The organism is Clostridium sp. YIM B02551, assembly GCF_022324735.1.
GTDB lineage: Bacteria > Bacillota > Clostridia > Clostridiales > Clostridiaceae > Clostridium_T > Clostridium_T paridis.
In genome coordinates this window covers 122,529-143,722 of sequence record NZ_JAKGTF010000011.1, presented here as the reverse complement: position 1 = coordinate 143,722, position 21,194 = coordinate 122,529, and the positions used below count along the sequence as shown (strand labels likewise).

19 protein-coding genes are annotated in these 21,194 nt (G+C 30.6%); 2 read left to right on the top strand and 17 right to left on the bottom strand.

Translation table 11 applies throughout. The features are described from left to right. Positions 1 to 2: 2 nt before the first annotated feature. The 10 genes from L1S47_RS14455 to groES form a co-directional block, all read right to left on the bottom strand. Positions 3 to 1,202, bottom strand: a complete 1,200-nt coding sequence (locus L1S47_RS14455; protein ID WP_238884240.1) for a hypothetical protein — start codon at positions 1,200 to 1,202, stop codon at positions 3 to 5. Further along, positions 1,202 to 1,756: a PilN domain-containing protein gene (locus L1S47_RS14450; protein WP_238884239.1), complete on the bottom strand. Its 555-nt coding sequence runs from the start codon at positions 1,754 to 1,756 to the stop codon at positions 1,202 to 1,204. Before L1S47_RS14450 ends, L1S47_RS14455 begins: the two co-directional genes overlap by 1 nt. Before the next feature lie 12 nt (positions 1,757 to 1,768). Further along, positions 1,769 to 2,923, bottom strand: coding sequence for a type IV pilus assembly protein PilM (gene pilM / locus L1S47_RS14445; protein WP_238884238.1), 1,155 nt, complete (start codon positions 2,921 to 2,923; stop codon positions 1,769 to 1,771). A gap of 85 nt (positions 2,924 to 3,008) precedes the next feature. Continuing rightward, positions 3,009 to 3,440, bottom strand: a complete 432-nt coding sequence (locus L1S47_RS20640) for a type II secretion system protein (protein ID WP_275297850.1) — start codon at positions 3,438 to 3,440, stop codon at positions 3,009 to 3,011. Positions 3,441 to 3,469: 29 nt separating this feature from the next. Further along, on the bottom strand, positions 3,470 to 4,672 hold the full coding sequence (locus tag L1S47_RS14435) for a type II secretion system F family protein (RefSeq protein ID WP_238884237.1): 1,203 nt from the start codon (positions 4,670 to 4,672) through the stop codon (positions 3,470 to 3,472). Positions 4,673 to 4,685: 13 nt separating this feature from the next. Continuing rightward, positions 4,686 to 6,377, bottom strand: a complete 1,692-nt coding sequence (locus L1S47_RS14430; protein WP_238884236.1) for a GspE/PulE family protein — start codon at positions 6,375 to 6,377, stop codon at positions 4,686 to 4,688. A gap of 188 nt (positions 6,378 to 6,565) precedes the next feature. Continuing rightward, positions 6,566 to 7,321, bottom strand: coding sequence for an A24 family peptidase (locus L1S47_RS14425; RefSeq protein ID WP_238884234.1), 756 nt, complete (start codon positions 7,319 to 7,321; stop codon positions 6,566 to 6,568). A 204-nt stretch (positions 7,322 to 7,525) separates the two neighbouring features. After that, positions 7,526 to 7,903 carry a type II secretion system protein gene (locus L1S47_RS14420; RefSeq protein WP_238884232.1) on the bottom strand — a complete coding sequence of 126 codons (378 nt, stop codon included), beginning with the start codon at positions 7,901 to 7,903 and terminating at the stop codon, positions 7,526 to 7,528. Between the two features lie 151 nt (positions 7,904 to 8,054). Then, complete coding sequence (gene groL, locus L1S47_RS14415) at positions 8,055 to 9,680, bottom strand: chaperonin GroEL (RefSeq protein WP_238884230.1); 1,626 nt, start codon at positions 9,678 to 9,680, stop codon at positions 8,055 to 8,057. Positions 9,681 to 9,695: 15 nt separating this feature from the next. Next, positions 9,696 to 9,980, bottom strand: coding sequence for a co-chaperone GroES (gene groES, locus L1S47_RS14410; RefSeq protein ID WP_202768808.1), 285 nt, complete (start codon positions 9,978 to 9,980; stop codon positions 9,696 to 9,698). 416 nt (positions 9,981 to 10,396) lie between these two features. Between groES and L1S47_RS14405 the strand changes: the two genes are divergently transcribed. Further along, entirely contained in the window at positions 10,397 to 11,068 is a 672-nt protein-coding gene (locus tag L1S47_RS14405) for a TIGR01906 family membrane protein (RefSeq protein ID WP_238884229.1), read from the top strand. Between the two features lie 66 nt (positions 11,069 to 11,134). On the opposite strand, the gene L1S47_RS14400 is transcribed toward L1S47_RS14405, so the two are convergent. The 6 genes from L1S47_RS14400 to L1S47_RS14375 all read right to left on the bottom strand — a co-directional run bounded on the left by L1S47_RS14400 (position 11,135) and on the right by L1S47_RS14375 (position 18,856). After that, a complete protein-coding gene (locus L1S47_RS14400; protein WP_238884227.1) occupies positions 11,135 to 12,406 on the bottom strand; it encodes an O-antigen ligase in 1,272 nt (423 codons plus the stop codon). Positions 12,407 to 12,522: 116 nt separating this feature from the next. Continuing rightward, a complete protein-coding gene (locus L1S47_RS14395; RefSeq protein ID WP_202768811.1) occupies positions 12,523 to 14,013 on the bottom strand; it encodes a 4Fe-4S dicluster domain-containing protein in 1,491 nt (496 codons plus the stop codon). Positions 14,014 to 14,231: 218 nt separating this feature from the next. Beyond that, the gene (locus L1S47_RS14390; protein WP_238884226.1) at positions 14,232 to 15,131 is read right to left on the bottom strand and encodes a DNA-3-methyladenine glycosylase; all 900 of its coding nucleotides are present in this window, start codon (positions 15,129 to 15,131) and stop codon (positions 14,232 to 14,234) included. Positions 15,132 to 15,320: 189 nt separating this feature from the next. Beyond that, on the bottom strand, positions 15,321 to 16,709 hold the full coding sequence (gene gltA / locus L1S47_RS14385; protein WP_238884225.1) for an NADPH-dependent glutamate synthase: 1,389 nt from the start codon (positions 16,707 to 16,709) through the stop codon (positions 15,321 to 15,323). Next, positions 16,709 to 17,593, bottom strand: coding sequence for a sulfide/dihydroorotate dehydrogenase-like FAD/NAD-binding protein (locus L1S47_RS14380; protein ID WP_238884224.1), 885 nt, complete (start codon positions 17,591 to 17,593; stop codon positions 16,709 to 16,711). Before L1S47_RS14380 ends, gltA begins: the two co-directional genes overlap by 1 nt. Positions 17,594 to 17,689: 96 nt before the next feature. After that, positions 17,690 to 18,856, bottom strand: a complete 1,167-nt coding sequence (locus tag L1S47_RS14375; RefSeq protein ID WP_238884223.1) for an NADPH-dependent butanol dehydrogenase — start codon at positions 18,854 to 18,856, stop codon at positions 17,690 to 17,692. A gap of 199 nt (positions 18,857 to 19,055) precedes the next feature. Between L1S47_RS14375 and ilvA the strand changes: the two genes are divergently transcribed. Next, a complete protein-coding gene (gene ilvA, locus L1S47_RS14370) occupies positions 19,056 to 20,255 on the top strand; it encodes a threonine ammonia-lyase (RefSeq protein ID WP_238884221.1) in 1,200 nt (399 codons plus the stop codon). A gap of 89 nt (positions 20,256 to 20,344) precedes the next feature. Here ilvA and L1S47_RS14365 read toward each other — a convergent pair whose 3' ends face one another. Next, a complete protein-coding gene (locus tag L1S47_RS14365) occupies positions 20,345 to 21,193 on the bottom strand; it encodes a 3-hydroxybutyryl-CoA dehydrogenase (RefSeq protein ID WP_202768817.1) in 849 nt (282 codons plus the stop codon). Between the last annotated feature and the right edge of the window lies 1 nt (position 21,194).

Genomic DNA, 21,194 nt, shown 5'->3' with positions numbered 1-21,194 from the left:
CTCTATTTACTATTGGTAATATTAACTGTCTTACCTTCACTAGTGACCTTCACTCTTGGTCTTGAAGAATCATCCCCTATAATATTTACACTAACTTCCTTATCTGTACTATTTATTACCTTAAGGTTAACTCCTGACTTATCATTATCATCTAATCTTATATTTGAGATGATATCAATTAATATATTGCTTCCATTAGGATTAAACTGAACTCCTGTTCCTGAATATCCTTTAGGATAACTTTCTCTACTTGTTTTGTACTTATAGTAATATTTGCCGTCCTTTTGTGAAAGTGTAATTTCTACATCCTCTGGTGAATTGCTATCTGCATAAATGCCAGTTTCCATTTTTTTATCACTTGCATATCTTAGCCCAACAGTTGCTAAGTCTGATTTACTTGCTCTTGCAGTCATAATAAAGTCATAGTTATTACTTTTTGTTACAGAGGTACTTGTTACCCCTATATCAAAAGGATTGGATTTACCATAATTATTATTAAGTGTCCAATTAAAATAATCCTCATCTTGTTTGTCTACTTTTGGTACACTATAGTAATTTAGCACTAAAGAACCATTTACTTGAGTAGTCCCTCCTGACATAACAACTAGATTAGATAATACTATTTTTTTAGAATTTTGCTCAATATTACTAATTAATTTCATTAAGTTATCATAAGTTCCTGTATAATTTAATGTCACTTTTATTTGCTCAACATTTAATGAAGTATCTTTACTTGGATTATTATTTGAATCATTTTTTTCACTAGTATTTGAAGTAGAGTCTCCATTATATTGTTTTATAAATGGTTCAAAAGAATTTTCAGGTAACTTTTGAACCTTGCTTGCACTTAATTCAATTCCTTTTACAGAAATATCACTAAAAGATATACTGCCATTAACATTAGACTTCTTTAAAAGATCATCTAACTCTACAATTATCTTTTCTTGAATTATTGTTGGATATAATTTCTCAGATTTATCATAAATTTTTGATTTTAATACCTTTAAATCTTCCTTTTTCTTATCTAAAGAATTAACTGTATCCATCACAGTATTGTATTTCATTTCAGTTTCTGCCTTTGTATTCTTCAATCTATTTACAATTGCCCTTTGATTTACAAAAACTAATTCATAATATCCTACAATTATTAACGCAGTTAGTAATATTCCAAGTAAAAACTTTTCCCTACTACTTATCTTCATTATTTATCCACATCCTTTAATGTGCATTTTAACTCGAATTTATAATTACCATTATCAACATCACTAATATTTATAATCTGTGCATCAGATACAATATCTAACGCTTTCATATTATGTTGAAACTCACCAATAGCTTGTCTATTCTTAGCTGAACCTTGTAAATCAATTGCATTCTCATCTATGGTTATACTTGCAAAACTTACTTCCTTTGGCAATGTTGAATTTATATTATGAATTGTTTCATATGAAATTCTATCTTTTTTAGAAATAGTTGCATTTATGATATCAATTGATGCATTATATTTATTTAATACACTACTTTTATTATTTACGTCTTCAGCTTCTTTATATTTCTGTTGAACATCAGCTGCATTTATACTTGAATTGTATTTCTTAATATCTTTATTTAATAATAAAATGCTAACAGAATTCCATATAAGAGTTCCAAAAATAACTACTATCAAAACTAAACCTAATGTATAGATATATATTTTTTTATCCTTAGCTTGCTTTTGTTTCCCTTGATAAGGGGCAAAAAAGTTAAAATCCTTCATTATACGCTCCCCCTATATCCTTATAAGTGCGCCTATTGCATTTAAATATTTCTCTATTGACTCACTATAATTTATACTATCAATACTTTGAACCTTTTCTGTAGAAATACCTATTTTATCTGTTATATATTCTTCAAGCCCTTTTATACTTGAAGAACCTCCGTAAAGGAAAATCTTATCTATTGTATTTCCCATTTTCCTATTTCTATAGAATTGAATTATTCTCTGCAATTCTGATATCCATTCATCTACAACATCTTTTATAATGCTGTTAACTTCACTCTCTTCCATATTAGATAAACTTCCAGTTGTAATCTTAGTTTTCTCTGCTTCACTAATTGGAAGTCTTAATGTTTTGCTAATTGCTACATCAATATTACTTCCGCCAGATTTTATTATTCTTGAAAAATCAAGATTTCCATCCCTATATATGTTAACGCCAAGACTATTAGCCCCTAAATCAATAAATGCTAATGTATCTTTGGAATTATATTCTCTATCATTTATTTTTCTACTATTATTTAGCAGCTTGTTTAATGAATTATATGATATATCTAAAGCCACAGGCTTTAACCCAACATTAGTAAGAGTTTTATAATAAGTACTTGCCATTCTATCTGGATATGTTATAACTAATGTTCTTAGTCCTTTTTTGCCTTCAACTTCTGCTTTTTCAATAACTTTGCTTTGAATTATATAATCATTCATATTAAGAGGCAGGTATTGTTGTATTTCATACTTTACAACGGTATCAATTTCATCCTCCTGAACTTCAGGTATAACTATTTCCCTGTTTATTACTGAGGTTGAATTATTTGTGCATATTGCATCCTTAATTTTTATATTCTCATTTGATAACTTTTGCATAATAAAATATTCTAATGCAGGTAGATTCACAATGTTTCCATCTTGAATTGAATCTTCTGGTGTATCCGCTGTAATAAGTTTTTCTATAGTAAATTTTCCTTTATAGAATTTTCCTACTGCTATTTTTATTTTTTCACTACCTAAATCAAAAGAAAGAAATGTCTTATTAACTTCTCTTCTTTTCTTCTGGGATTTTTTATTAGATTTTTCATTTATCTTATTTTTTAAACTACTTAGATCCGTATTCATTAATTTCTTTATTGTATCTAAATTTATGGATTTCAACTTATTAGCTGCCAAAATATCACCTCATAAATTCCTTATTGTTTGTATAAGTAAAGTGTAAAGTTAATAAATTAACTTTACACTTTCTATTAGATGTTAATTAGAATGTACCACTAGATGTTTTTACACCAGCACTATCTGTCTTTACTTCAACAGTTGTACTAGTTATTTGTACAGTAAATTTATTACCTGAAATTGTAGTATCTGCAGGTGCTTTGACATCTGCAAGAACTCCCCTAAGTGCAGTTATATCAGTACTATCTATAGTTCCACTTACCAGTGCCACGTCCGCTTCAGTTGTTAATGTAACGGTTCCAGTATGAGTTAGTGTTCCATCTACAACTAAAGTCTGTACTGCTTTTTTAATTGCTTCACAACTTTGTTTATCAGCTTTAATTCTTGAATTTTGTCTTATCGCATTAAATCCTGGAATTGCAATAGCTGCAAGTATTGCCATAATAGCTAAAACTATAATAAGTTCGATTAAGGTAAACCCTTTCTTTTTTCTCTTTGTTGTAATTGCTTTTGTCATTTTTATTCCTCCTTGATAACTTTATTATTTTATATATTGTTATACATATTAAACATAGGTAACATTATGGAAATTATTATAAATCCTATTACAACTCCCATTACTAAAATAAGCAGAGGCTCCAACAATGCAGTGGCTCTTTGCACTGCCGTTTCTAACTCTTCATCATAGAAATCTGCTGTTTTATTTAAAATATCATCTAAAGACCCTGACTCTTCTCCAATCATAATCATGGAAGAGAGCATAGGTGGAAATATACTACTTTCGCTTATGGAGTTAGCTAAGCCTTCCCCCTTTATTACTGATTCTCTAACCTTACTTAAGATATCTTCTGCAACCTTATTGCCAACTACACTTGAAACTACCTCAAGAGCTTGTACCAAAGTTACACCGCTTGATAGCAATGTAGACAAAGTTCTAGTAAATCTAGAAACAATAATTTTTTGATTTAGTGTTTTTAAAACTGGCAAAGACAATTTTATTTTACTTGAGGTTAGTTGTCCTGCCTCACTTTTAAAATAGGATCTTATTGAAAATCCAATAATTATAACTATAAAAATTATAATTAACCCATAATTTCTTAATCCACCACTAATAGCTAATAAAATTTTTGTTGGTGTAGGCAGTTCTGCTCCACTTTGAGTAAACAGATCTATAAATGTTGGCATAATAAAAGTTAATAACACCACAACAACTACTACTGCAACAACACTTAATACTGCAGGGTAAATCATGGCTGATTTAACTTTATTATTTATTTTATTTTCTTTTTCATAGTGAGTGGACATTCTTAAAAATACACTATCAAGATTACCACTTACTTCACCTGTTTCTATCATACTTACTAGCAAATTTGGGAAAATGCTACCTTGCATTTTCATTGCCTCTGATAAAGTTTGGCCCTTTTTAACTTCCTCTTCTATATTTCCAACGCTTTCTTTTAATTTTTTGTTAGTTAGCTGCATGGATAATATATGTAATGATCTATTTATTGTTACTCCAGCATTTAACATTGTATAAAATTGTCTACAAAATACTGCTATATCCTTGGTTTTTACCTTTTCAAAAGAAAATAATTGAATTTTAGTGCCTTCCTGTATTTCTTCTACAAGTAAAGGATAATAATTGTTTGCACTAATCATATTTATAACTTCATCTTCTGACTCTGCTTTATATGTTCCTTGAAGCCTCTCCCCTTTTTGGTTCATGGCTTTATACCTATAATTGGGCACTTTATCTCCTCCCTTATTCCTTAAAGAAAGCTATCGTTGCCAATTCTTCTACGGTGGTTATCCCATCAAGAACAAGTTCTTTACATGCTTCACTTAATGTTCTCATTCCATTTTTTATAGATAAGTCCATAAGGAGATTTGAATCTCTAGAGTTAAGAATTAAATCTCTATGTTCTCTTGTTATCTCCATTATTTCGTATATTCCAACTCTTCCTACATAGCCTGTCCCATTACAAAAGCCGCAACCTTTTCCTTTATATAGGGCTACAGATTTATCATTATGTTCACCTAGAATAGTCTTTTCATAAAGAGATGCTTCATATTCTTCTTTGCAATTAGGACAAATCTTTTTAACTAGTCTTTGTGCTATTACTCCTGCTAAAGACGTAGCAACTAGATATGGTTTTACTCCCATATCCACTAATCTCAATATTGAAGAAGGAGCATCATTAGTGTGTAGTGTACTTAACACTAAATGGCCTGTAATAGCTGATCTAACTGCAATTTCAGCAGTTTCACTATCTCTAATTTCACCAATCATAATAACATCTGGATCTTGTCTTAATATGGATCTCAGACCACTGGCAAAGGTTAATCCAGCTTTGCTATGAACATTAACTTGATTAATTCCTTTTAAGGTATACTCCACTGGATCTTCTACAGTTACAATGTTTAAATCACCAGTATTTAATTCATTTAGAACCGTATATAAGGTTGTAGATTTTCCACTACCTGTAGGTCCTGTAACAAGAACTATTCCATGGGGTGATTTAGTTATTCTCTCTAGAGTTTCTAAATCTTTTTCTCCAAGTCCTAGTTTTTCTTTTCCAATTTGATAACTATCTCTATCTAATATTCTAATAACTATTTTTTCTCCAGATACTACTGGCAAAATAGATACTCTTAAATCTAGATTTTTCTTCCCTACTTTAGTTAATATTCTTCCATCTTGAGGTACTCTTTTTTCTGCTATATTTAAGTTTGCAAGTATCTTTATTCTTGTAACTAATGCTGCTTGACTTTCAACTTGTAAATTATTAATTGTTCTTAGTTGTCCATCAATTCTATATCTTATTCTTATTTCATCCTCAAAGGGTTCAATATGAATATCTGATGCTCTCATTTCAATAGCATTTTTGAATAGATAATCTATCATTTTTACTACTGGAGCATTTCTTATATCATCTAATTCCTCTTCAACATGTTCCTGTATTTCTTTAGCAACTAATTTTTCTTTGGAAAGTTCTTCTGCTGCCTTTATAACTTTCTGACCAGAATACAGCATTTCGATATGTTTCTTTATTTGCTCTCTTGTACAAATATATGATTCTACTTCAAAACCTGAGGATATGGATACATCATCTATCGCAAATATATTAAGTGGATCCCACATGGCAATTAAAATTTTATTATCTTTAAAACCAAATGGTATTAATTCATGTTTAATACAAACACTTTCTGGAATGGCTTTAAGTGCTCTTTTATCAAAAGAAGTGATATTTAGATTAATACGAGTAATTCCAGTCTGCTTTTCTAACACTTCCATAATATCTTCAGCTGTTACCATAGCTGATTCTATCAATATTTCGCCAATTTTCTTCCCTGTTATCTTTTGTTTCCTAAGGGCTTCATGTAATTGAGGTACTGTAATTTTCCCAAATTCCACTAGCATATCCCCTAAGCGTCTCTTAATTACTCCATCCATCGTATCTCCCTCTAAAACCTTAGATATACTAAATTGTCCTACCTAGTGTCATAAATTCAGTATATCTTTATAATTTAAATTAATCAATAAAAAAAATGTGACATTTCTTGGGATTTGTCAACATTTTTCTTAAGGTTTATATACTATTATTAAATTTTAGATTTAATATAATTTTACAAATATTTTCATTAATTTAAATTCAAAAAATTCATATACAAAGATATAATTTCATTACCTAAAAATAATGAAATCATTGCACCAATAAACAAGAAAGGTCCAAATGCTATTGCATCTCTTTTAGTTTTCTTTTTAAAAATAATTAGAGTTCCTCCAACTATTCCTCCTATTATAAATGATAGAAGAAGTGTTAAAATCATATTTTGCCATCCTAGAAAAATACCACATATAGCAGCTATCTCTATATCTCCTTCTCCCATTCCACCAGCAACAAATACTATTCCACCTATAACTACTACCCCAATAATCAGCCCTATTATATAAGGCCAAATGTCTACATTTAAATATATTTTTTCTATTAACGTCATAATAATTCCAATAGCTATACATGAATATGTTGTTACAGAATAAACATCTTGCGTATTAAAATCAATTACAGCTATTACAATTAAAAATACAATCATTATAAAGTACTTAAGCGCAAAAAATGTCAAACCATATTCTTTAAAGACGAAATAAAACATTATTCCTGTAAATAATTCTAATATAGGATATTTAATGGAAATCTTTTCTCCACAGCTTCTACATTTACCGCCTAAAAATATATAACTTATTACAGGTATTAAATCATATGCTTTAATTTCTGTTGAACAATTTGTACAATGTGATGGAGGATATGCTATAGATTCTCCTAATGGTATTCTATATATGCACACATTCAAAAAGCTTCCAATAGTTAGTCCAATTATAAATATTAATATTCCCATTTTTTCTCCCATCACTTTTTAGTTAAATTTGAATCTATATTAATTATAATATTTTTATACAACATTTCATATATATGTAAATAAATTTTTCTTAATTTATTCTCGTTTGAAGATGTCTGCTTCTGGACATTTTCAAACGAGAGTAAGTTAATAGTTGAACTTAAAATCCTATAGCTTAATTATATAATTATCCCCAATATATAATTAACTTGTTGCTACTGATATTGTCCCATCTCCGCCAATGGTAAAATCTTTCTCTTCATTAAGAATTGCCTGACATTGTGAGAGTTTTAAAGATTCAATCATTTTTGTATCTTTTGCAAAGTCAGCTCTCTCATCCGCTGCTATGTATGCATCAAAATCACTAACAAGGGTATCTGCAGGAATAGGTGAATTATTCTTAGCATTATACATCTCTGCATTTGTCACTACTGTTCTAACTTGTGATAATACCTTTACTTTTTTTGCTTGATTCATATACTTAGATACTCTAGGAACTAAAGCTACAGCTAAAATTCCTATTATAGCCATTACTGCTACAACCTCAATTAAGGTGAAGCCTTTTCTCTTTCTTCTTTTCAATACTGTATACCTCCTTTCTAAAACTTTGTCTAAAGCATTGCCATAAAAGCTCAATCCTAATCAAGCTAAAATTTTTCTTAACTTATTTTATAAAACAATAAAGGAAGGTATTCCAAAGATACCTTCCTTTATAAGTAAAAATATTTTATTTTTAGTACATTCCATCCATTCCCATACCTGCAGGATTAGGCATTGGAGGATTTTTTTCTGGAATATCTACTACAGCTGCTTCTGTAGTTAAGAATGTAGATGCTACTGAAGCTGCATTTTGAAGCGCACTTCTTGTAACCTTAGTTGGATCTACAATACCAGCTTTAAGCATGTTAGTGTATTCACCATTTAAAGCATCATATCCAATTCCAGCTTCACTATTTTTAACTTTTTCTATTATAACAGAACCTTCAACCCCTGCATTAGCTGCAATTTGTCTCATTGGTTCTTCTAAAGCTCTAACAATTATGTTTATACCAACTTGGCTATCAGCAACTTCTGAAGTTAATGCTGCAACCTTGCCCATTACATTAACATAAGCTGTTCCACCACCTGGTACTATTCCTTCTTCTACAGCTGCTTTAGTTGCTGCTAAAGCATCTTCGATTCTAAGTTTTCTTTCTTTTAATTCTGTTTCTGTAGCTGCACCAACTTTAATAACTGCTACTCCACCAGCAAGTTTAGCCAATCTTTCTTGTAACTTTTCTCTATCAAAATCTGAAGATGTTTCTTCTATTTGACTCTTTATTTGACCAATTCTAGCCTTTATTTCCTCTTTATTTCCTCTTCCATTTACAATAACAGTATTATCTTTAGATATCTTAACGCTTTCTGCTTGACCAAGCATATCTAATGTTGTTTCTTTTAAGTCTCTTCCTAATTCTTCTGATACAACTGTTCCTCCAGTTAATACTGCTATATCTTGAAGCATATCCTTTCTTCTATCACCAAATCCTGGTGCCTTAACAGCTACACATGTAAATGTACCTTTTAATTTATTTACAATTAGGGTAGCCATTGCTTCACCCTCGATATCCTCAGCAACAATCAATAATTTTCTTCCAGTTTGAACGATTTGCTCTAATACAGGAAGTATTTCTTGAATATTTGTTATCTTTTTATCAGTTATTAAAATATATGGATTCTCTAGAACTGCTTCCATCTTTTCTGTATCTGTTACCATATAAGCAGAAACATATCCTCTATCAAATTGCATACCTTCAACTACGTCTAATTCAGTACCCATTGATTTGGATTCTTCGACAGTAATTACTCCTTCATTTCCAACCTTATCCATTGCATCAGATATTAATGTACCTATTGTTTCATCTCCAGCTGAAATTGCAGCTACTCTTGCAATGTCTTCTTTGCCGTTTACAGGCTTAGAAATGTTCTGAATTTCTTCAACTGCCTTATCTACAGCTAATTTTATACCATTTCTAATAAGCATTGGATTAGCGCCTGCAGTTACATTCTTTAATCCTTCTCTAATTATTGCTTGTGCTAATAAAGTAGCTGTAGTTGTTCCATCTCCTGCTACATCGTTAGTCTTTGTAGATACTTCTTTAACTAGTTGAGCTCCCATATTTTCATATGGATCTTCTAATTCTATTTCTCTAGCTATAGTAACTCCATCATTTGTAATTAACGGAGTACCGAATTTCTTATCTAAAACTACATTTCTTCCCTTAGGTCCCAAAGTAACCTTTACAGTATCAGCTAGTTTATCAACACCAGCTTGCATAGATCTTCTAGCTTCTTCACCAAATATAATTGTCTTAGCCATTTTATTACCTCCTTATTATTCTACTATTGCTAAAATGTCATCTTGCTTTAATATTGTGTACTCTTCTCCATCAAGTTTAACTTCTGTACCTGCATATTTAGAGAATAATACTTTATCCCCAACCTTAACTTCCATAGGGATTCTGTTGCCATCTACTACTGCTCCAGGTCCTACTGCTACTACCTCTGCTTCTTGTGGCTTTTCTTTAGCAGTTCCTGTTAATACTATTCCGCTTTTTGTTTTTTCTTCTGCTTCTAATCTTTTAATTACTACTCTGTCTCCAAGTGGTTTAACTCTCATTACAACCCCTCCTTAATTTATATTAATTAATATTTATCAAATTGTTAGCACTCATTTAGGTAGAGTGCTAATACAATTATTATAATAAATAAATAATCCTTTAATTTCAAATTAAATAGTTCTTTTTATATGCTATATATTAGCCAAAATATAGGATTATTTCAAAATATTTAGCGTTTTCTCTAAAATGCTATTATTTTCTATATAAATCAATCCCCTTCAAACATCATAATATCTTCATACCTTATATATCCTAAATATATAAAAAATCGTCAAGGTGATTATGCAGGACACTAATTGTATTTTTAGCTAGCATTTATATTCTACATATAATAAAATATTATTTAAGCCTAGATAAAATAAAGGTTTTAAATTAAAACCATTTGTTATTATTAACAAAAAGGAGTAACTATATAATGAAAACATCAAAATCTTCTTCAATTTATACAATTTTGAAACAATGGCTATTTTATATATGCTATTTTATCTTTTCTATTACTTTAGCCTTTAAGGTAATTATAAATCTCACTCCCTTTTATAAACTATTAATGAATATCTATAATATACCAAGTCAGGTGTCTATGAGTGCCCAAAATATTTATTCTGATTTTACAGAATTAATGAAATATCTGAGAAGCTATAAGCTTTTAGATTTTCCATTAAAATATTTTAAGTTTTCCCCTGAAGGTAAGTTTCACTTCGAGGAAGTAAGAATTTTATTTTTAAAAATGGATATACTTTTTTGGATAAGCTTAATAGTCATAATTATATTTATATACTTCTATAGAAAAAATATAAAAGACTTGTTTTCAAGATATACCAAATTCTTAATTACATTACTTATTCTTTGTGGTTTCATTGCTTTACCAATAATAATTAATTTTTCATGGTCTTTTGAAAAATTCCACAAAATATTTTTTAACAATAATGATTGGTTATTCGATCCTGTAACTGACCCAATAATCAATGCGCTGCCAGAAGAAGTTTTTTCAAGTTATCTTATAGCTATTGTAGCTATTTTCTTTATACTTTTACTGATTCCACAATTAATTAAGCATTTTTCATCAAAGAATAAAAGGCTGTCATAAGACTATAATTTATTTAAAAGTCCTCAATACATTTATTGAGGACTAATTTATTATCTTTATTTATTATTATTGAATTGCTTCATTTATTAATAAATCATTTTTCAAATCTCTTTTAACATCAATATTATTACTAGCACCTAAAAGCATCCAAAATAAAGGTGCCACATTTATAACGCTTATATTAAAGAAGCTTTGAACCAAATATCCAACTATAGTAATTCCAAACAGGAAGCTCACTTCATTTTTAAATATGCCTTTTACATTATCATTAATTACTAATATTAAGAACAACAAATATGCTAAAAGTGCTGGAATTCCCATAGTAGAACTTATTTGCAAAAATTCATTATGAGCTTTATCTATAACTGAATTATGTTCTTGAATCCATACAATACCTTCATTCTTAAACTCTTTCTCAATTACATATCTAAAAGTATCAGGTCCACTACCTAAAAGCGGATGTGCCTTAGTTATTTTAATGGCTAAATCCCATATATAAATTCTCCCTGAGCCAGAATATTCACTTATGTTTCCTGCATCTTTAGCAAACTGCTCTCCTCTACCCGTTATCGAACCACCAGTACTGATATTTATTACAACTGTAACTACGGTAAAAATTATCAATATTATACCTATTCTTTTTAGATAACTTTTATTATTTTTTCTAATAACATATACTAATCCTATTAATGAATATATTAAGAATGCTAACCATCCACTTCTTGTTAGAGTGCATAGTAACGATGAAAATAAAATTGTCGCTGCAACTAAAAATTTCATCCTCCCTTTTAAAATATATAATCCTAATATAATCGGAAGAAATAGAGTAATATACGTGGAAAGAAAATTTCTATTACCTTGAGTTCCTATAGAATTATTATTTATTAGAGCATGATAAGTATCTTTAGGAATTGGATCTATACCGTAATATTGAAATATGCTATAAATAGCTATAATTATCGCTACTACTGTAATAAATCCAATTGCTTTTTTATCTATAATTAAATATCTTTTGGCTGTATAGTAGATAATCCCATAGAACATTATCATTATTAACCCTTCATACCGTACCTCATTGCCTAAAACTGAAATAATAATATCCATTGAAAAAAATGTACTGATTAATACAAATAATAAAAAGAACATTAACGTTACATCTTTTTTATCAATAATTAATTTCTTTCTTTCAAGAAACAAAATCATAATTAATAAAGGACACATAACATATAAAAATATTGTTTTAGGTAAATAATAGCTGTCATCTCCATAAGGATACATAATAAGTGGCATTATTCCTGCAATTAGTGTTAGAATCAATGTTGCTTCTTTTTTATACATTTTGTCCTCCTTCTTTTGAGAATTATCAAATTCTAAATTTCTTTATATTACTATATTATATTGGTATTTTTTTCAAAAATAAAGAGCCTGCATACACAAGCTCTTATTATTATAAACTATCTTTCGAGATTTATATCATGAAATCCTTCTATCTTATCATTTGCAAGAACTGCTTTTTTAGTTCCTGCTGCATTTAATTTATTAAATACAGCTTTTGCTCTCATTGGAGCAATCATTCTTCCAGCTCCATTTATACATCCACCTTGACACATCATACCTTCAATAAAGTTCCCGTCTAATCTTCCTGCTTTAGCTAATGTCATAGTCTTCTTTAGATCTGCTCCACCACTAACTTTAACTGGCTTAAATGCAATTTCTATTCCTTTATCAGTAACAAAATTTTCAATAGCTGCTGTAAGCCCTCCAACTACTCCAAAACCTCTTCCAAAAATTGAAGCATCATCAACTTGATTATCTTCACATTCATCAGGATATATTTCAAAGGCATCTAGTAAAGCATATAACTCTTCAAAGGTCAAAACATAATCAACTGCATCTGAAATAGATTCCTTAACAGCCTCACTTTTCTTTGCTGTACAAGGTCCTATAAATACAACCTTTGCCTCTGGATCATTTGCTTTTATATATCTACCAGTTGCTATCATTGGTGAAACTGTTCCAGATATCCTATCAACTTGATCTGGGAATTTCTTTTCTATGTATCCTAAGAAACCTGGACAACAAGAGTTAGTCATATACTTATCTCCATTTTCCATTCTTTCCACAAATTCATTTGACTCATGCACAGTAACAGCATCTGCACCGCAAGCAGCTTCTACCATATCTTCGAATCCTAATTTTTTAATAGCACTCTTAATTTGTCCATAAGTAACCTTCATTCCAAATTGACCAGATATTGCTGGTGCCACTACTGCATACATCTTTCTTTTCTTAGCCAATCTCTTTGCAACTGGAACTATCAAACTCTTATCTGAAATTGCACCAAAAGGACATGCTGACATACATGCACCGCAATTCACACAATCTTCTTCATTAATCATAGCTCTTCTATCCTCAGTATTTACCATTAATGCTCCAGTAGGACATGATACCTTACATGGTCTCATTACTTCTGAAATGGCATTGTATGGACAAGCTGTTTTACACATACCACATTCTTTACAAGTTTCTTGATTTATGTATGCTCTACCCCCAACAATAGATATTGAGTTTACTGCACAAGCTTCAAGACATCTATGTGCCAAGCAATTTCTACACTGATCAGTTACTGTAAACCTATTTATTGGGCATCTATCACAAGCTGCTTCTATAACATACACAATTTGTTCATTTGGTCTAATGTCTATAAGTTCTCCATCCACTTTGTCCCCATCAGCTAAAAAACCTGCTGCTAATTTAGCTCTTTCTGAAACAATTGCTCTTTCCTTATATACACAACATCTATATCTTGGTGTACTATCAGTTATTATTTCATATGGAATTTTATCTAATTCTTCTTTATTAAGTCTATCCTCTTTAGCTAATACTGCAACACTTTTTAATACTTCATGTTTTAATTTACTTAGTTGAGTTTCAAATTGGAACATATTTAGACCTCCTAATATAAATATACATACCTTAACAATTATACCATATTTTTTTGTTAAATTAATAACAATCTTCATGATATTATTTTTTTCATAAAATGCCATTTTATTGCCTATTATTTTATCTTTTTACTTAATGTTATCCTTTTCTTATTTCACATTATTAAAAAGAGGCAATGGTAAATATAATATATATATCGACTCATTGCCTAAACTACTTAATCAATTTTAATTTTATTTTCTCTAGCATAATAAAATAAATATTGTTGAGCAAATCCAGATAGCTTTCCAAATTTATTTCTACCAAATACCCTTATCTTTGGCAACGATACATCAGGTGCTAAATAGAAATGCTGCATTGCTCTTTTTACCCATACATCTACCGGAAATGCTGAATATTTTTTCATTGAGAATAGCATGATGCAGTCTGCTACCTTTGCACCTACACCCTTAAATTTTTGCAATTCACTATGACACTCATCATCTTCTAAACAAGTTATTCTTTCTAAGGAAAATTCATCATCCCTATTTCCTTTAGCTTCATTTAATTTAATTAGTGTATCATATATGTACTTACTTCTAAAAGAAGCTCCTGTTTCTACTATTTCTTCTAAAGAAGCTTTACTGAATTCTTCAATTGTAGGGAAAGCAAAATATTTCTTTCCTTTGTAATCTAACTCCTTACCCCATCTTTCTGAAATTCTTCTTATTGTTTTCATTATTATTGGAATTGAATTCCTTGCAGAAATAATAAAGCTTATTAATATTTCATATGGATCTTGATTCAAAAGTCTTATTCCATATCCATATTCTACAGCTTTTTTTAAGAGTTCATCCTTTGATAATTCAACTTTTATCATAGAATAGTCTCTTTCTAAATCAAAGTAATCTAGCCAGATATTTTCAAAGTCCTCTTTACTGGTATTTAAAATTAATACATCATTTCCTCTTTGTTCTAACTCTATTACTCTCTCATGCGCTATTACTATGTAATTGTCCTCATTAATTTTTTCCCATCTAAAGCATTGACCACACTCAATTGTTTGCTTTACATTAAAATTCTTACATCCAACCAATTTTACACTATTCTCAGAGTATTCTATTCTTTCGAAATCCATATTTCTCCTCCTGCTTTTATAATTATATCTATGAATATATTACCATAAATTTTCGAATTTGAATAATTGTTATTTTTTAATATAGATTATACATTACTAAATAAGAGAATTAACCTTTTAATGATATTCTCATTTAAGGTTAATTCTCTTACTTATTTTAACTATATTCACTGTTATATATACTAAGATTTAATCTATATTTTGAAGCATTTGGTTTATTCCTTTTGCTGCCTTTTTCCCTGCTTCCATAGCAAGAATTACAGTTGCTGCACCTGTTACAGCATCGCCACCCGCATAAACCCTTTCTCTTGTTGTTCTACCGGTCTCATCTTGAATTACTATACATTTTCTTTTATTGATTTCTAATCCTTTCGTAGTTGATGATATTAATGGATTTGGAGAGGTTCCTAGAGACATTATTACAGTATCCATTGGTAAAACCATCTCTGAACCTGGAATCTCAACTGGTTTTCTCCTTCCAGATTCATCTGGCTCTCCCAACTTCATTCTTATACACTTTATACCCGTTACCCATCCACTTTCATCTTGTAATATCTCTATTGGATTTGTGAGTAAATTAAATATTACCCCTTCCTCTTTTGCATGCTGCACCTCTTCTAATCTTGCCGGAAGTTCTTCTTCACTTCTTCTATATATTACATGAACTTCTGCTCCTAACCTTAATGCTGTCCTAGCTGCATCCATGGCTACATTTCCTCCGCCTACTACTGCTACTCGTTTCCCCATTTTTATCGGAGTATTATATCCTTCTTTAAATGCCTTCATCAAATTATTTCTTGTTAAAAACTCATTAGCTGAAAACACTCCATTTGCATTTTCTCCAGGTATACCCATAAACTTAGGCAGCCCCGCACCTGAACCAATAAATACAGCATCAAAGCCTTCTTCACTTAGTAATTCATCAATTGTTATAGTTCTTCCTACTACTACATTTGTTTCGATCTCTACCCCTAATCTTTTGACATTTTCAACTTCATATTTAACAACAGTGTCCTTAGGTAATCTAAATTCTGGTATCCCATAAACCAAAACCCCTCCAGGCTCATGAAGTGCTTCAAATATCTTTACATCATATCCCATTTTAGCCAAGTCTCCTGCACAAGTTAGTCCAGCTGGTCCTGACCCTATAACTGCTACCTTTTTTCCATTTCTATTTATATCGTTTGATAACCTTATATTATTCTCTCTAACGTAATCAGCCACAAATCGTTCAAGTTTACCAATAGCTACAGCTTCTCCTTTTATTCCTAACACACACTGTTCCTCACACTGGCTTTCTTGTGTGCATACCCTTCCGCAAATTGCAGGTAATGATGAATCTTCAGATATTATTTCTAAGGCTCCTTTTATATCTCCTTCTTTTAGCTTAGCAATAAAACCTGGAATATTTATTGAAACTGGACATTTCACTACACATCTAGGCGACTTACAACTTAAACATCTTGATGCTTCTTTTCGGGCCTCATCTTCAGTATATCCTAAGCAGACTTCTTCAAAATTTGCTCTCCTTATCTTTGGATCCTGCTCTGATATTGGTATTCTCTTCATTCTATCCATTATTCTTCACAGCTACATCCATTTGCATGATGAGTTTCTCCTTCTTCTTTCTTTAATTGAATCCTTCCTTCTTCAGTTTTATACATAGTTTGTCTTCTCAATGCTTCATCAAAATTAACTAAATGGCCATCAAATTCTGGACCATCTACACATGCAAACTTAATTTCTTTCCCTACAGTAACCCTGCACGCTCCACACATTCCAGTTCCATCAACCATTATAGGATTTAAACTAACTATTGTTTTTATATCTAATTCTTTGGTCAATATACATACAAATTTCATCATTATCATTGGTCCAATAGCAACAACTAAATCGTATTTTTTCCCTTGATTTATAACCAAATCTTTTAATACTTCTGTAACTAAGCCTTTATGTCCATAAGAACCATCATCTGTTGCTATATAAAGATTGCCGGCTACCTCCTTCATCTCTTCCTCTAGTATTAAAATATCTTTATTTTTTGCTCCTACGATTACATCTGCTTTTACCCCTTTTGAGTTTAACCACTTCACTTGTGGATATACTGGTGCTGCCCCAACACCACCTGCTACAAATACTATCTTTTTATCCTTTAAGGCTTCCATTTTTTCGTTAACTAGCTCTGATGGGACACCAAGAGGACCAAGAAAATCATGAAAAAAATCACCCTCTTCATACATTGCCATTCTTCTTGTTGAAGCACCTATGGTTTGAAACACAATTGTTACTGAGTTGGCATTAGCATTATAGTCACAAATAGTAAGAGGGATTCTTTCCCCTTTTTCATCTAATTTAACTATAACAAATTGTCCAGGTTTTGCTGATTTCGCAACCCTTGGAGCTTCAATATCCATTAAATAAAGATTATCTGCTAATATTCTTTTCTTTAAAATCTTAAACATTCATATTCCTCCAAAAACTCATGTTAGTAAGTTATCTTTTAGATAATTATTTACTATAAAAATAGCTTGAGATTATCTCAAGCTATTGTTTTTCTGCTAAAAATCCACTTTAGTACCATAGTAAGTACACTTAAATAATTTTTCCATTTCTTCTTTTGTTATACTTCTTGGGTTAGACCCAGTACAAGCATCTCCAACAGCTCTTTCAGCTATCATTGCAACCTTTGAATTAAATTCTTCCTCATTAACACCATATTCTTTAAGGGTTAATGGTATATTCATTTTTCTATTTAAATCCCTAATTAAATCAGTTAATGAATCTACTAGTTCTTCATTGGTGTCACCAGCTAGTCCAATTCTTTTAGCGATAAAAGCATATCTATCTAAAGCTGTTTTCTTATTATAATCAATTACATAAGGTAAATATATAGCATTAGCACACCCATGAGGAATGTGGAATACTGCCCCTGTTTTATGAGCCATAGAATGAGTTATTCCAAGTAATGCATTTGTAAATGCCATACCTGCTAAACATTGAGCATAATGCATTTGTTCTCTTGCACTATTATCTTCTTCATATGACTTTAATAAATACTCATTTATCATTTCTATAGCCTGTAATGCTAATGGATCTGAAAATGGAGAATTTAGTGTTGCAACATATGCTTCAATTGCATGAGTAAGTGCATCCATTCCAGTATGTGCTGTTAAAGTCTTAGGCATAGTTTCAGCTAGTTCTGAATCAACAATTGCTATATCTGGAGTTATGTTGTAGTCTGCAAGAGGATATTTAATTTCAGTTTTATAATCAGTTATTACTGAAAAAGCTGTAACTTCTGTTGCTGTGCCTGAAGTTGAAGGAATAGCTAAAAATTTTGCTTTATTTCTTAATTCAGGTACAGTAAACGGATTCTTTATATCATCAAATGTTTTTTCAGGATGTTCATAAAATATCCACATTGCTTTTGCTGCATCTATAGGTGAACCCCCACCCATGGATATAATCCAATCTGGTTTATATTCTCTCATAATTTCAGCACCCTTAAGAACAGTTTCTACTGATGGATCTGGTTCAACTCCCTCAATTACTTTTGTCTCAATACCAGCTTCATTTAAGTATCCTAGGGCCCTATCTAAAAACCCAAACTTTTTCATTGAACTTCCACCTATAACCATTACTGCCTTTTTACCTTTAAGTGTTTTTAAATACTCCATTGAGCCTTTTCCAAAGTATAAGTCTCTTGGTAAAGTAAATCTGTTCATAAATCCATCCTCCTAATCAATAAGCTTTTTATTGAATATTTTCTAATATTTACCATAACATAATTTTACCACTTTGTCTGTTATTTAACAATGATTTAATATTAATTTTCTGATCATTTGAAATTTTCTATTTCTATAATCATTTTCTTTAAATTCTGTTATAATATGTCTTATATACTACATTTAAGGGGGCTATTTAATGTATTTAGAAAAAATCAAAAAGGCAAGGGAATCTATTAAAGATGTGGTTATAAAAACACCAATTATATATAGTGATGTTTTTTCAAAAGAAACCAATAATCAAATTTATATGAAGTGTGAAAATCTTCAACTAACAGGAGCTTATAAAATAAGAGGTGCTCTTAATAAAATAAGAAGTTTATCTCCTGAACAAAAAGCAAAGGGTGTTGTTTGTTCTTCTGCTGGTAATCATGCTCAAGGAGTTGCTTACGCTTCAAGTCTTGAAGGAATCAAATCTAAGATTGTAATGCCTAAAACCACACCACTAATAAAGATTCAATCTACAAAAGATTTTGGAGGAGAGGTAATTCTTTCTGGTAATGTTTATGATGATGCTTATAATGAGGCTAAAAGAATTGAAAAGGAAGAAGGTTTATTTTTCTTACATCCTTTCAATGATGAAGATGTTATATTTGGACAAGGTACTATTGCCTTAGAAATTTTTGAAGATATAAAAGATTTAGATATTATATTATGTCCTATCGGAGGTGGTGGACTAATTTCAGGTGTTTCTCTAGCTGCTAAAGAAATTAATCCAAATATTAAAATAATAGGGGTTCAAGCTGAAGGTGCAAACGCAATGGAGCAATCTTTTAAAACTGGCACTATGGTTAATTTATCAAAGGTTAATACCATTGCGGATGGTATTGCGGTTAAATGTCCTGGCGATCTTACATATAGTTTTATAAAAGATTATGTAGATGATATTGTTACTGTAAGTGACGGAGAACTTACTGAAAGTTTTCTAATTTTATCTGAAAAGCACAAATTATTAGCGGAACCATCTGGTGTAGCATCTTTAGCTGCTGCTAAGAAACTTAATGTTAAAGGCAAAAAAATTCTTTCTATAATTAGCGGAGGGAACATTGATATGGTTACAATCTCCTCTCTTATTAATTCAGGATTGGTTTCTAGAGGGCGTCTATTCTGCTTCTCTGTTGAATTGCCAGATGTACCTGGTGAACTTTTAGAAATATCTAGAATACTAAGTTCAGTAAATGCTAATGTAATAGAGCTTAATCATAATCAATTTAAAGCTTTTGATAGATTAAAGAATGTTGTTCTTGAAGTTACAGTTGAAACTAATGGACACGCTCATATTGATACGATTAAAGCAGAGCTTAAGAATAGTGGATATGAAATAACTCAAGTTTATTAATATTATTTAATAATTGCAAAAAACTCTAGCAACTTTTATAGTTACTAGAGTTTTTTTGGATTTATATATAGTGGTAAATTGTAAGCAAATTAAGCATTGTAGTTGAAGAATCCTCTTCCACTCTTTCTTCCTAACCATCCAGCTCTTACATATTTTCTTAATAATGAATGAGCTCTGTACTTTGTATCACCAGTTTCAGTGTAAAGTACATCCATGATAGCTAGACAAACATCAAGACCTATAAGATCTCCTAATGCTAAAGGTCCCATTGGGTGATTAGCACCTAATTTCATAGCAGTATCTATATCTTCAGCTGAAGCTACACCTTCTGCTAATATTCCAACAGCTTCATTTATCATTGGTATTAATATTCTATTAACTACGAATCCTGGAGCTTCTGCAACTTCTACAGGTTCTTTACCAATAGCTACTGATACTTCTTTAACTGCTTCAAAAGTTTCATTTGAAGTAGCCATTCCTCTTATAATTTCAACAAGCTTCATAATTGGAGCTGGATTAAAGAAGTGCATTCCTATAACTTTATCTGGTCTCTTTGTAGCTGCTGCTACTTCTGTAATTGAAAGAGATGATGTATTTGAAGCTAATATAGTTTCTGGTTTACATATAGAATCTAATTCAGCGAATATTTCTCTTTTAATTTTCATGTTTTCAACTGCTGCTTCAACTACTAAATCACAATCTGCAGCTGCATTTAAATCAGTTGTTCCTGAAATTCTTGAAAGGATTGCATCCTTTTCTTCTTCTGTTATTTTTCCTTTAGCAGCTAATTTTTCAACATTTTTTTGAATTCCTGCTAATCCCCTGTCAACGAATTCATCTTTAATATCTCTTACTATAACTTCGAATCCTTTTTGAGCAAATGCTTGAACGATACCTGCTCCCATAGTTCCTGCACCAAGTACAAAAATCTTTTCCATA